The 12734-nt window shown below is 62.3% G+C and carries 9 protein-coding genes and 1 pseudogene; 7 read left to right on the top strand and 3 right to left on the bottom strand.

Annotated features, from left to right (window positions below; genetic code table 11):
• Window positions 1-84 precede the first annotated feature (84 nt).
• The gene (rsgA, locus tag B2D37_RS22050; protein ID WP_079204700.1) at window positions 85-1116 is read left to right on the top strand and encodes a small ribosomal subunit biogenesis GTPase RsgA; all 1032 of its coding nucleotides are present in this window, start codon (window positions 85-87) and stop codon (window positions 1114-1116) included.
• A gap of 48 nt (window positions 1117-1164) precedes the next feature.
• On the opposite strand, the gene motB is transcribed toward rsgA, so the two are convergent.
• Together motB and motA are read right to left on the bottom strand one after the other, a co-directional pair.
• Window positions 1165-2184 carry a flagellar motor protein MotB gene (motB, locus tag B2D37_RS22045; protein WP_079204699.1) on the bottom strand — a complete coding sequence of 340 codons (1020 nt, stop codon included), beginning with the start codon at window positions 2182-2184 and terminating at the stop codon, window positions 1165-1167.
• Window positions 2185-2190: 6 nt separating this feature from the next.
• Window positions 2191-3042: a flagellar motor stator protein MotA gene (gene motA / locus B2D37_RS22040; protein WP_079204698.1), complete on the bottom strand. Its 852-nt coding sequence runs from the start codon at window positions 3040-3042 to the stop codon at window positions 2191-2193.
• 118 nt (window positions 3043-3160) lie between these two features.
• Here motA and B2D37_RS22035 point away from each other — a divergent pair, with 118 nt between their 5' ends.
• From B2D37_RS22035 to B2D37_RS22010, 6 genes and pseudogenes are all read left to right on the top strand, one after another.
• Window positions 3161-4693 carry an HDOD domain-containing protein gene (locus B2D37_RS22035; protein ID WP_079204697.1) on the top strand — a complete coding sequence of 511 codons (1533 nt, stop codon included), beginning with the start codon at window positions 3161-3163 and terminating at the stop codon, window positions 4691-4693.
• Between the two features lie 48 nt (window positions 4694-4741).
• On the top strand, window positions 4742-5557 hold the full coding sequence (locus tag B2D37_RS22030; RefSeq protein WP_079204696.1) for a rhodanese-like domain-containing protein: 816 nt from the start codon (window positions 4742-4744) through the stop codon (window positions 5555-5557).
• A gap of 50 nt (window positions 5558-5607) precedes the next feature.
• Window positions 5608-6471: an archaetidylserine decarboxylase gene (asd, locus tag B2D37_RS22025; RefSeq protein WP_079204695.1), complete on the top strand. Its 864-nt coding sequence runs from the start codon at window positions 5608-5610 to the stop codon at window positions 6469-6471.
• 229 nt (window positions 6472-6700) lie between these two features.
• Window positions 6701-8512: a molecular chaperone gene (locus B2D37_RS22020; protein WP_079204694.1), complete on the top strand. Its 1812-nt coding sequence runs from the start codon at window positions 6701-6703 to the stop codon at window positions 8510-8512.
• A 63-nt stretch (window positions 8513-8575) separates the two neighbouring features.
• Window positions 8576-10645, top strand: coding sequence for an EAL domain-containing protein (locus tag B2D37_RS22015; RefSeq protein WP_079204693.1), 2070 nt, complete (start codon window positions 8576-8578; stop codon window positions 10643-10645).
• Window positions 10646-10818: 173 nt separating this feature from the next.
• Window positions 10819-11596: pseudogene (locus B2D37_RS22010) on the top strand (zinc-binding dehydrogenase).
• Here the strand turns inward: B2D37_RS22010 and serB are convergent.
• The gene (serB, locus tag B2D37_RS22005) at window positions 11505-12719 is read right to left on the bottom strand and encodes a phosphoserine phosphatase SerB (protein WP_079204692.1); all 1215 of its coding nucleotides are present in this window, start codon (window positions 12717-12719) and stop codon (window positions 11505-11507) included. The pseudogene B2D37_RS22010 and the gene serB sit on opposite strands and share 92 nt — an antisense overlap.
• Between the last annotated feature and the right edge of the window lie 15 nt (window positions 12720-12734).

The raw sequence follows: 12734 nt of genomic DNA, 5'->3' as shown, positions 1-12734 counted from the left end.
CCCGCAACGCTGCAGCGCGAGTCTGCATGTGCCGCGTGCTAGACTCGCTGGCGGATTTCACCGCAAGTCAACCTCGGAACTTTCATGGCCAAACGCCAACTCAACCGCCGGCAAAGCTGGCGCATCGACAAAATTCAGGGCGAGCGAGCATCCCGCGCGGCCAAGCGCGAGTCGCAGGCCGTGCAAACCCTGGAGGGCGGCGACCTCGGGCCGGAACAGCTCGGCCTGGTCATCGCCCACTTTGGCGTACAGGTCGAAGTCGAAGCCGAGGACGGCGAACTGGCCGGCCAGGTGTTTCGCTGCCACCTGCGCGCCAACCTGCCGGCCATGGTCACCGGCGATCGCGTGGTCTGGCGTGCTGGCAATCAAGGCATCGGCGTCATCGTTGCGCAATTGCCACGCAAAACCGAACTGTGCCGCCCGGATACCCGCGGCCAGCTGAAGCCGGTGGCGGCCAACGTCGACCTGATCGTGATCGTCTTCGCCCCGCTACCCGAGCCCCACGCCAACCTGATCGACCGCTATCTGGTGGCCGCCGAACACGCCGGCATTCGCCCCTTGCTGCTGCTGAACAAGGCCGACCTGATCGACGAGCAGAACGCCGTGGCGCTGAACGTCCTGCTCGGCGTGTATCGCCAGCTCGGTTACCCCGTACTGGAAGTCTCGGCCCATCAGGGTGACGGCATGGAGCAGCTCAAGCAGCAGCTCGACGGCCACGTCAGCGTCTTCGTCGGCCAGTCCGGGGTTGGCAAGTCATCGCTGGTCAACAGCCTGCTGCCAGGCGTGGACACCCGGGTCGGACCGCTGTCGGAACTGACCGGCAAGGGCACCCACACCACCACCACCGCACGCCTGTTCCACTTCCCCGGCGGCGGCGAGCTGGTTGACTCGCCCGGTATTCGCGAGTTCGGCCTGGTGCATGTCAGCCGCGCGGATGTCGAAGCGGGGTTCATCGAGTTCAATGAGCTGATCGGCCAGTGCCGCTTTCGCGACTGCAAGCATGACCGCGAGCCTGGCTGCGCCCTGCTCAAGGCCTTGGAAGACGGTCGCGTCCAGCCACAACGGATGGCCAGCTATCGGCATATCCTGGCCAGCCTGCCCGACGCGGACTACTGAAACGACCAGGCCGCGAGTACTCGCGGCCTGGAGCGTACATGCAGCAATTTATTCGCTCGGTTGGTCGAACTGCAACACCCCGTCCTCGAAAATATTCAAGCGCTCACGCAACGCCTCCGGCCCAACCGGATCCGGGATGAGCGGCGGCGGTAACTCAGGTAGTGCGGCGCCGCCAGGCACTGCAGGCGCGGCATCGACGGCGCCATCCTGCTCGCCTTCGATAGCGCGCTGAGCCTTTTTCGTCAGCACGACGATATCGATACGCCGATTGACCGGATTCAATGGATCGTCCCGGTCGAACAATGCCGACGAGGCATAACCCACTACCCGAGCCACCTGCACCTCGTCGTAACCGCCCGCGATCAAGGCGCGGCGAGCGGCATTGGCCCGATTCGCGGAGAGTTCCCAATTGCCGAATTCGCCAGCACCGGCAAACGGCTTGGCATCGGTATGGCCGCTGATGCTGATCTTGTTCGGCACCGCCTTGATGGTGTCAGCCAGGGCCAGCAAGATGTCCTCGAACTGCGGCTGCAGGTGCGCACTGCCGCTATCGAACATCGGCCGGTTTTCGGCGTCCATGATTTGGATGCGCAAGCCATCCTGGGTGATCTCGAAGAGAATCTGATCCTTGAAGCGTTGCAGTTGCGGATTATCCTCGACCTTGCTCTGCAACTCCTGCAGCAGCAACTCGAGGCGTTCGCGCTCCAGCTCGTCGGCCATTCCTTCGGCCAGCGTAGGGTCGACCTGGGCCGGCTCGATCTCGACTTCCTCGCCCTCGGTTTGATCATCGACCTGCTGGTTGAGCGTGCGATCCGGCGCCGGAGTGGGCGAACCACCGAGATCGATCACGAAGGGACTGGCGCTTTCGGAAAAGCCGATCGGATCCTTGAAGTAACCGGAAATCAACTTCTTCTGTTCAGGGGTAGCCACGGACATCAGCCACATCACCATGAAGAACGCCATCATCGCCGTGGCGAAGTCGGCGAAGGCAATCTTCCAGGCACCACCATGGTGGCCAGCGGCAACCTTCTTGACCCGCTTAACGATGATCGGCTGATTGTTTTCCATTTTCCGTTAGCTTCCGCGCATCGCCTGCTCAAGCTCGGCAAAACTCGGCCGATGGGCCGGGTAGAGCACCTTGCGCGAGAATTCGACGGCCAACGACGGCGGCATGCCGGATGCCGACGCGACCAAACCAGCCTTTATGGCCTCGTAGACATTGAGTTCTTCCTTGGCGTCATGCTCCAGGGCACCCGACAAGGGTCCGAAGAAGCCGTAGGACGCCAGAATACCCAGGAAGGTGCCCACCAGCGCAGTACCCACCTTCTCGCCGATCTGAGCGTTATCCGCTTCGGCGAGAATCGACATGGTAATCACGATGCCCAGCACCGCGGCGACGATACCCATGGCAGGCATGGCGTCGGCAACCTTGGCCACGGCATGCGCGGGATGCTCCAGCTCTTCCTTGAGGCTGGCGATCTCCATATCGAACAAGCCTTCCAGCTCATGCGGCGCCATATTGCCCGAAGACATGATGCGTAGGTAATCGCAGATATAGGCCATCATCCGCTCATCTTTGAGGATGGTTGGATACTTGCCGAATATCGGACTGGCCGACGGCTCCTCGATATCGGCCTCGATCGCCATCATCCCCTCGCGGCGGCTCTTGTTGAGGATTTCGTAGATCAGTTTCAGCACCTCGAGATAGTAGGCGTGACTGAAACGCGAGCTGAACATGCTCAAGGATTTCTTGAACACCTGCATGAACATGCTGCCCGGGTTGGCCTGCAGAAAAGCCCCCAGCGCGGCGCCGCCGATGATCATCACTTCAAATGGATGGACCAGCGCCATGAACTGGCCGCCGGACAGAATAAAGCCGCCGAGCACGCTAGCAATTACAACGATGATGCCAATTATTTTTGCCATAGAAAGGAAACTTGCGCGGCCTGTGGTGAGGGTTATGCAAAACAACCCTTCTATTTATCGGAACTTATGCGCGAGACTATAGCCAGTTAAGTCTAAAAGCCAGCATGGCTAAGCACCGATGCCAACCTCAAAGCCCCTACCGCGCACCCTCGAAGACTGGCTCGAACAGCTGGACAAGCAATTGTTGCCGGTGCCTGTCGATCACCACCTGGATGTCTGTCGTGCCTTGTCCGACAGCCGTCGCTCGCTGCGTGAAATAGCCGAATTGATGCAGGCCAGCCCAGCCCTCGCATTAAGTGTTCTACGCGAGGCCAATCGGCAGGCTGGCAGCTTCAGCGCCCCCTCCGAAAGCCTGGAAAGTGCGCTCAGCCGACTGGGTTTGCAGCGCACCCTGGAGCTGGTGAAACGCCAACCCGCTTGCCCCCTCGACGAAATCCCCCTGGCGCTGCGGCAGATCCAATTGATCAGCCTGCACGCGGCGCAGCAAGCCGGCGGCTTGTTCAGTGGCCGTCTGGCGCGGCTCTGGCAGGAGATCCACTGGGGCAGCCTATTATTTCTCGCACCCATCTGGTCGCTACTGGCGGCCCATCCCGAGCTGTTCGAGCAATGGGAGCAGCGCGTACTGGCCCAAGCTGAGCCGGCAGCCAAGGTCGAGCAGGATCTGCTCGGCGTCCCTTTGCTGGCCCTGTGCCTGGCATTAGCCGAGCGCTGGCGCCTACCCGACTGGGTGATCCAAGGCTACCGCCTGCTGATCGCAGATCGCCGTCAACTGGTCAAGGCGCTGCACATCGCGCGCGACAATCAGCACCCCCTGCACCAGCAGCAAATGCTCGATGCCGATACACCTCTGCGCCGTTGGCTGACCCAGCCAGCCAACAGCATCCTGCTGGCCAACGGCCTGGCGCTGTCGGCCCACCACGCCTGGAATAGCCCCCACAGCCTGCGCTGGCAGCACCTGACCGGGCTCTACCTGCAACTGCCGCTGAGCGATGTGCAGCAACAGATTCACCAGCACGCGGCGCAGAGTGCACGCCAGCAAGCCACGGCCGATCTCTGGCATCCGGCCCAAGCCCTACTCTGGCCCTGGGATGCGCGGCGCTTGCAAGGCAAAACCATCACCCCTGCGGCGACGGCAACGCCGGCAACGCCTACAGACAATGGATGGCGCCAACATTGCGCGCAATTGCTTGCGCAACCGAGTGCATTCCACAACCTCGACCAGCTCACCAGCGGTGCCACTCAAGCCCTGCAAGCCTGCGGCATGTCGCGGGTATTACTGCTCCTGGCCGACCCCAGCCACAGCCGCCTGCGAGCCCAACAACAGGCCGGCCTGGACAAGTCGGCAAGCACCCTGGTCATCGACCCACAGCAGAGCCAGGTGCTGCGGCGCCTGCTCAAGGCACCGGCACAGCTGCGCCTGACGCCAGCCAATATCGCGCAATTCTCGGCCCTGCTGCCAGGCTCGCTGAAGGCGTTATTTCCCAGCGAGCACCTGCTGATCCGCTCACTGGCCAGCAACGACCGTGAGGTAATGGTCATCGTCGCCGACCAGGCCGGCGCCGTGCTCAGCGATGCCAGCGTGCAAGCCTTCGGTAAAACCGCGCAATGTATTCAACGTGCCCTGGACAGTTTTGCCAACCGTGAGCGTTAGCCTTTCCGTTACAATCCGCCCCTTTCCCTATTATTGAAGAGGCCCAGCATGACTGCCTTCGCTGCGTTGCCATTGGTTATCGAACCGACCGAGCTGGCCAAGCGCCTGGATGCGCCCGAACTGATTCTGGTCGACCTCACCAGCGAGGCGCGCTATGCCGCCGGACACATCCCCGGCGCGCGCTTCGTCGATCCCAAGCGCACCCAACTGGGCCAGCCGCCGGCACCCGGCCTGCTTCCAGACCTCGCGCAACTCGAACAGCTATTCGCCGAACTGGGCCATAATCCGAACGCTGTCTATGTGGTCTACGACGATGAAGGCGGTGGCTGGGCCGGACGCTTCATCTGGTTGCTGGATGTGATCGGCCACAGTCATTACCACTACCTCGACGGCGGCCTGCAGGCCTGGCTGGCCGAGGATCGCCCGCTCAGCACGGAGCAACCCGCCGGGTGCGTCGGCACGCTCAAGCTGACCCTCGATGACAGTCCGACAGCCAGCCGCGAATACCTGCAAAGCCGCCTGGGCGCCGCCGACCTGGCGATCTGGGATGCCCGCTCGCCCGCCGAGTATCGCGGTGAAAAGGCCTTCGCCGCCAAAGCCGGTCACATTCCTGGCGCAGTCAACTTCGAGTGGACTGCCGGCATGGATCCGGCTCGCGCCTTGCGCATTCGCCAGGACATGCCCGCGCTACTCGCCAGCCTCGGCATCAGCCCGGACAAGGAAGTCATCACCCACTGCCAGACCCACCATCGCTCCGGCTTCACCTACCTGGTGGCCAAGGCGCTCGGCTATCCGCGGGTCAAGGCCTACGCCGGTTCCTGGGGCGAGTGGGGCAACCACCCTGACACCCCAGTCGAACGCTGAGCCAGCAAGTAACTGCCATCCGCATGCCGTCGAATCCTCAAGGAACACCCATGAAAGATCGCCTGTTCATCCTCAGCCAGTACCTGCTGCCGCACCACCTGCTGTCGCGCCTGATCGGCTGCGCAGCCGAATGCCGCACGGGCTGGTTCAAGAACCGCCTGATCAGCTGGTTCGTCAAGCAGTACCAGGTCGACATGAGCGAGGCGCAGATCGAAGACCCGAGCGCTTTCGAGCACTTCAACGCGTTCTTCACCCGCACCCTGAAAGAGGGCGCGCGCCCGCTCGACACCACCCCTGGCGCGATCCTCAGCCCGGCCGACGGCGCCGTTAGCCAACTGGGCAAGATCGAGCATGGCCGGGTATTCCAGGCCAAGGGCCACAGCTTCAGCGTGCTCGAACTGCTCGGCGGTGACAGTGAGCGTGCCAGCCCGTTCATGGGCGGTGAATTCGCGACTATTTATCTGTCGCCCAAGGACTACCACCGCGTGCACATGCCGCTGGCCGGCACCCTGCGGGAAATGGTCTACGTGCCGGGCCGGCTGTTCTCGGTCAACCAGACCACCGCGGCAAATGTTCCGGAGCTGTTCGCCCGCAACGAGCGGGTCGTTTGCCTGTTCGACACCGAGCGCGGGCCGATGGCCGTGGTGCTGGTCGGCGCGATGATCGTCGCCTCGATCGAAACCGTCTGGGCCGGCCTGGTCACGCCACCCAAGCGCCACCTGAAAACCGTCCGCTATGATGAGGCGGCGCGCGCGCCTATCGCCCTGGACAAGGGGGCGGAACTGGGTCGCTTCAAACTGGGTTCGACGGCTATCGTATTGTTCGGCCCCGACCAGGTGCGCTGGGCAGAAACGCTGGGCGCCAACAGCGACGTGCGGATGGGTCAGAGCATCGGCAATAGCCAGGTCGACTAAATATTGCCCATAGCGCCGCAAGGGACGAACCACTTGCAGCGGCCACATACGGGCTGCACACCCGGCAACCCTCACTGCCGGGTAGGCAGGTAGGCAGCCTGATCCATCACGATTCAAGCACCGGGCCTATGCAAGGCTGCGGCCCAAGCCAGATACTGCTAAAGTTCGCAGCATTGATTATCAAGAGAATGACTCGGCTGAACTCCGGGCGTTGGAGTATCCAAGTTAGATGGATAAACAGACTTCCCACTTACTGCTCCGCGCCCCCACCCCGCTAAAGCCAAGCCTGTCTTTCTGCGATGCCAGCCCGCGCGACCTCAAGCGCTGGATCGCCAACCTGCCAAAAGCCAATATCGGCGAAACCGCCCGCCAGCTTTACCAAGCCCTGATCGAGCTCAACCAGTTGCGCACTGCGTCGGATAACCGCCTGCACTTGCTGGAGTTGCTGCGCCCGGAGGTTTACTACGTCTGCAAACACCTGGAGCGGCACTTCCTCAACCAAGCGATTGTCCTCGATGAACGCCCACGCAAAGTCGCCAATCTCTGCCAGGCCCTGCAAAACCATCTGGCCCTCGGTTACAAACTGATCATCGCCAGTCTGATTCCGCAAAATAATGGCGAGCGCAACCCACTACTGAGCGTCGCCCTGCAGCGCGCTACCCACAGCCTGTGCGGCCCACTGATTCGCGCCAGCCAATTGTATTGTCCCGTGCCTGAAGGTCTCTGGCTGGAACTGCACCAGCTCTACCAGATCGCCCGTGAGCGGAATCTGCACAAACTGGCGATCCGCGATCCACTGGCTCGCCACACGCCGAGTTTGAGCACCGAGCAGAGCTATGTGGTCGCCTTGCTGCTCGGCTGCGCCCGCTGCAACCAGATGCGGCAGAATGGCATCGCGCGCCTTGCCGAAGTGCTCGAGCCCTGGAGCGCGCTGGTCAGCCTGCAAGCCGGCGATGCGCCCTCGAGCCTGTTTGCGCTCACTCCGCAAGTGGATGGCCCACCGCGCTACACCTCGCTGTTTCAGGACAAAGAGCTGCACAACGCGCTGGGTATCGACCCACATCCACTGGTTGATGCAATCCAGGAGTACCTGCTGCTGCCTGCGGAAAACGCCGGCCAGTCGCGCCTGCTGGTACCCGAAGGATTCAGCACGGACATGCTGCAACACCTCAGCGCCGCCTGGGGCGACATCTCCGAACGGACCTTCAATCGCACCCACGGCCAGGGCACCCTGAAGTTGTGCATTGGCATGAGCGCACTGCATTTTTTCCTGGCGAATGAACGCCCCTTCAACGAGATCCTGCAACAGCCGAGTGAAACCAAAACGGCGGTATTCGGCGCCGACACCAGCACTGGCACCCCGGATGTCTGGGCGAAAGCCTTCGACACAGAGAAGAGTGCCAGCTGGGACACCCGATTGCCCTTGGAGGAAATCGAGTACAGCAAATCCACCACTCAAGAGACGCTGACAGAGTCCGCGGGCATCGAGAGCCACCCGACCTTCGCCCTGCCGATCGTCAACCACAGCCCCGGTGGCTACTGCCTGTCCTGGCCCAAAGAGGTGCCGAGCCAGCTGCAAGCCGGCGAACTACTCGGCGTACAGGATTCGCCAGAACAGGGCTGGAGCGTCGCGGTGGTACGCTGGATCCGCCAGGTGCGCGGTGGCGGCACACAGATGGGCATCGAGCTGATCGCCCCGCATGCACAACCTTGCGGTTTGCAACTACTGCGCAAGGCCGAACATAACAGCCAATACCTGCGCACACTGCTGCTGCCGGAAATCAGCGCGATCTCCCGACCCGCTACCTTGATCACCCCACGCCTGCCCTTCCAGGAAGGCAACAAGGTGATGATCAACATCAATGGCACGGAACATCGCGCCGTGCTCAGCCAGCGCAAAACCAGCACCGGCAGCTTCACTCAGTTCGAATACCGTAGTGTCGAACAAAAACCCAGCGAGACCGGGAAACCCGTCACAGCCCATGGCAGCCACAGCGCAGGAGGGGAGGAAGACTTTGACTCGCTATGGAAGTCGCTGTAGATTGCCGAAAGACCAATTTTCGTCGCCTTTTCGCGCACGTTCGCCACAGATTTGACTCCTGATATGGCCATCGAAAAAAAAACCATTCGCCTGCTGATCCTCGAAGACTCGCAGAACGAGGCCGAGCGTCTCGTCAGTCTGTTCCGTAACGCCGGCCGTGCTACGCGCGTGCATCGCCTGACCTCCAGCGACGACCTGGCCGAGACCCTGCAGCAAAGCTGGGATCTGTTGATCTGTGCGCCCAGCAGCGAAAACCTCGATCCGGGCGACGCGATCAACGCGATTCGCCGCCAGGCGAAAGATATTCCCGTCATCCAGCTGCTCGCCGACAACGACTCCGACAGCATCACCGAAGCCCTGGCGCTGGGCGCCCAGGATGCGCTGCCGCAAGGCGAAGACGAGCGCCTGGTGCTGGTGGCCAAACGCGAACTGGCCAACCTCGAAGAACGCCGCGCCCGGCGCGCCGCCGAAGTGGCCCTGCGCGAAGCAGAGAAACGCTGCCAGTTGCTGCTCGACAGCTCGGTCGATGCCATCACCTACGTGCATGACGGCATGCATATCTATGCCAACCGTGCCTACCTCGAACTCTTCGCTTATCCGGATGGCGATGAGCTGGAAGGCATGCCGATGATCGACCTGATCGCCAGCGCCGACCAACGCAACTTCAAAGACTTCCTGAAAAACTACCAGAGTGCCGAAGGCAGCGCCGAACTGGCCTGTACCGGCGTCCGGGCCAACGGCCAGACCGTCCCGGTGCGCATGAGTTTCTCGCCGGCCGCCTACGATGGCGAACCCTGTATTCAGGTGGTGATCCACGCAGCAAGTGGCAACGCCGAACTGGAAGAGAAGCTGCGCGAAATCAGCAGCCAGGACCTGGTCACCGGCCTGTACAACCGCAACCATTTCCTCGGCCTGATGGACGCTGCTGCCGAGCGTGCAGTGAATGCCGGCCAGCCGGCCAGCCTGGCCTATATCCGCATCGACCGTTATGCCAGCCTGCTGGCAGAAGTTGGTCTGGCGGGAATCGACTTACTGCTCACCGACCTGGCCAGCCTGCTGCGCGGTCACTTTACCCACGAGGCGCAACTGGCGCGCTTTGGCGACGATGTATTCACCGTCTTGCAGCCCGGGAAGACCCCGGAGCAAGCCGAAGCCGGCCTGGCAAGCCTGCTGAAAAAGCTCGAAAGCCACCTGTTCGATGTCAACGGCCGCACGGCACAGAGCACCCTGTCGATTGGCGTCGCCGGCCTCAACGAGAAAACCCCGAAAGCTCAGGAAGTGGTCGACCGCGCCCAACGTTGCGCCGACGAACTGGCCGCGGGTAACGCACTGAAATTGTTCAACCCTGGCGATGAGCTGGCCGCGGCGGCCAACCGCGGCAACATAGTCGCCATGGTCCAGCAAGCATTGGAGCACAACAGCTACCGCCTGCTATTCCAGCCGATCATCAGCTTGCGCGGCGACAGCCATGAATACTATGAGGTCTTGCTGCGCCTGCTCAGCCCGCAAGGCGAAGAGGTTCCGCCGCACGAGTTTCTCAACGCCGCCAAAGAGGCTGGCCTGGGCGAGAAAATCGACCGCTGGGTGATCCTCAACTCGATCAAGCTGCTCGCCGACCACCGCAATAAGGGCCACAACACCCACCTGTTCGTCCACCTGTCGAGCGCCAGCCTGCAGGATCAGACCCTGCTGCCATGGCTCAGCGTAGCCCTGACAGCCGCGCGCCTGCCCTCGGATGCACTGACCTTCCAGCTCAGAGAACCGGATGCCATCGCCTACCTCAAGCAGGCCAAGGCACTGACCCTGGGTTTGAGCGAACTGCACTGCAAGGTAGCGCTCAGCCAGTTCGGCTGCGCAATCAATCCCTTCAACACCCTCAAGCACCTGCACATCGATTTCGTCAAGATCGACGGCTCCTTCTCCCAGGACCTGTCTACCCCAGAGAGCCAGGAAGCACTGAAAACCCTGCTGGCCAGCCTGCACGCTCAAGCCAAGCTGACCATAGTGCCCTTCATCGAGAGCGCCAGCGTGCTGGCCACGCTCTGGCAGGCCGGGGTCAATTACATCCAGGGCTACTACCTGCAAGGCCCTAGTCAGGCGATGGACTACGACTTCTCGGCGGGCGACGAGTAGCCCCTCCTGACAGCCAAGCGACTGGCTGTCACTGCCCCCGAATACAACCCTCTGCTGCGCCAAAGCCAGCCCTCTCGGCCGGTACCACGCCCACTTGACCCGGGGCATCCTCCCGGTCAGCCCATGAGTTTGCGGGTTTCGATACCTTGGCTGCCCTGGAAAACCCCGTAACCATGATGAAAACCGTGGCATGGGTCGCGCCCGGTCGCAGCGAGCGGCAAGACAAGCCCATTCAAAAAATCGGTTCAACCGATGCCTTGCGGCGCATCACCACCACTATCTGCGGCAGCGATGTGCGCATCCTCAAGGGGAATACCTGGTAGCCGTCGGCCTGCCCATCGGCCACCAGCCGGTGGGCATCATCGAGCAACGCGAACGTAACGTGCAGGGTTATCGCGAAGGCCAGCGGGTCATTGCGCCATCGCGGGCGCCAAGTTGCGCGGTGTCAGCACCTTCATTGCGCTAGGTCATGTCGATACGCGCCTGGCGGTTGCCCACCAGCTCGGCACTGAGGTCACCCTCAACTTCGAGCAGGTGGACGTGGTGACAGAAATCATGCGCCCGACCGGCGGTCGCGGCATGGATGCCTCGATCGAGGCGCCGGGCCTGCAGTCCACTGTCGAGAGCACCCTGCGGGTACTCAAGCCCGGCGGCACCCTGCCCAGCCTGGGCACTTACTCCTGCGATCTGCAGATCCCGCTGGACGCTTTCAACGCCGGCCTGGGCGACAAGAAGATCGCCTCCTCGCTGCGCTCCGGCGGCAAGGAACGCATGCGCCAACTGATGAATATCGTCGAGTCGCAGCGGGTCGACCTGGCACCGCGGGCCACCCCTCACTATGCACTCCACGACATAGGCGCTACTCCAGACCGTCGCGATCGCGGAAGCCAAGCAGATAGAGGACGCCATCCAGGCCCAGGGTCGAGATGGCCTGCTTGGCCGACTGTTTGACCAGCGGCTTGGCGCGGAATGCCACGCCCAGGCCGGCGATGGCCAGCATCGGCAGGTCGTTGGCGCCATCACCGACGGCGATGGTCTGCTCTAGGCGCAACCCTTCTTTCTCAGCCAGCTCGCGCAGCAGGTCGGCCTTGCGCTGGGCGTCGACGATCGGCTCGACGGCCACGCCAGTGACCAGGCCGTCGACGATCTGCAGCTCGTTGGCAAATACGTAGTCGATGCCCAGTTTGGCCTGCAGTTGCTTGGCGAAGTAGCTGAAGCCGCCGGACAGAATCGCGGTCTTGTAGCCGAGGCGGTGCAACTCGCTGAACAGCGTCTCGGCCCCTTCGGTCAGACGCAAGGAGGCGCCGACATCGGCCAGCACGCTTTCCGGCAAGCCCTTGAGCAGGGCCAAGCGCTCCCTGAAGCTGGCGGCGAAGTCCAACTCACCGCGCATGGCCCGTTCGGTAATCGCCGAAACCTGCTCACCGACCCCGGCGGCCTTGGCCAGTTCGTCGATCACCTCGGCCTCGATCAGTGTCGAGTCCATGTCGAACACCGCCAGACGGCGATTACGGCGGAACAGCGAGTCGCGCTGGAAAGCGATGTCGACATTCAACTCCTGGGCCACACTGAGGAACTCGGCACGCAAGGCCGCCTGATCGGCAGGCTCGCCGCGCACGGAAAACTCGATACAGCCCTTGCCCTGCTCGGCCGGCATATCCAGCGGCATGCGCCCGGACAGACGATCGATATGATCGATGTTCAGGTCGTACTTGGCGGTAATCGCGCTGACGCGCTGCAATTGTTCGGCGGTCACCTTGCGGGTCAACAGCGTCACGATATGCCGTGCCTTGCCCTGACCACCGACCCACTGCTGGTAATCCGCCTCGGACACCGGCGTGAAACGCACCTGCTGCTCGAGTTTGTAGGCGGCGAACAGCAGATCCTTGAGTACCGAGGAGCCCTGCTCGGTAGGCGGAATCTCCACCAAAATGCCGAAAGACAGAGTGTCGTGGATCACCGCCTGGCCGATATCGAGGATATTCACCCCGCCTTGGGCCAGTACACCGGTGATGGCGGCAGTCAGACCGGGACGGTCTTCGCCGGTAATATTGATCAGGACGATTTCGCGCAAGGCGCACCCTCCGGG

The organism is Pseudomonas sp. CC6-YY-74, assembly GCF_002025205.1.
In the GTDB taxonomy this organism is placed as follows: Bacteria; Pseudomonadota; Gammaproteobacteria; order Pseudomonadales; family Pseudomonadaceae; genus Aquipseudomonas; species Aquipseudomonas paeninsulae.
The sequence above is the reverse complement of the archived record's forward strand: the minus strand, read 5'-3'. Positions and strand labels throughout refer to the sequence as shown.

What these genes read in the sequence shown, in the direction of transcription:
- B2D37_RS22020 (WP_079204694.1), top strand. Translation starts at nt 6,701, where the DNA reads ATGGATAAACAGACTTCCCACTTACTGCTCCGCGCCCCCACCCCGCTA.
- B2D37_RS22015 (WP_079204693.1), top strand. Translation starts at nt 8,576, where the DNA reads ATGGCCATCGAAAAAAAAACCATTCGCCTGCTGATCCTCGAAGACTCG.
- B2D37_RS22030 (WP_079204696.1), top strand. Translation starts at nt 4,742, where the DNA reads ATGACTGCCTTCGCTGCGTTGCCATTGGTTATCGAACCGACCGAGCTG.
- asd (WP_079204695.1), top strand. Translation starts at nt 5,608, where the DNA reads ATGAAAGATCGCCTGTTCATCCTCAGCCAGTACCTGCTGCCGCACCAC.
- motB (WP_079204699.1), bottom strand. Translation starts at nt 2,184, where the DNA reads ATGGAAAACAATCAGCCGATCATCGTTAAGCGGGTCAAGAAGGTTGCC.
- motA (WP_079204698.1), bottom strand. Translation starts at nt 3,042, where the DNA reads ATGGCAAAAATAATTGGCATCATCGTTGTAATTGCTAGCGTGCTCGGC.
- rsgA (WP_079204700.1), top strand. Translation starts at nt 85, where the DNA reads ATGGCCAAACGCCAACTCAACCGCCGGCAAAGCTGGCGCATCGACAAA.
- B2D37_RS22035 (WP_079204697.1), top strand. Translation starts at nt 3,161, where the DNA reads ATGCCAACCTCAAAGCCCCTACCGCGCACCCTCGAAGACTGGCTCGAA.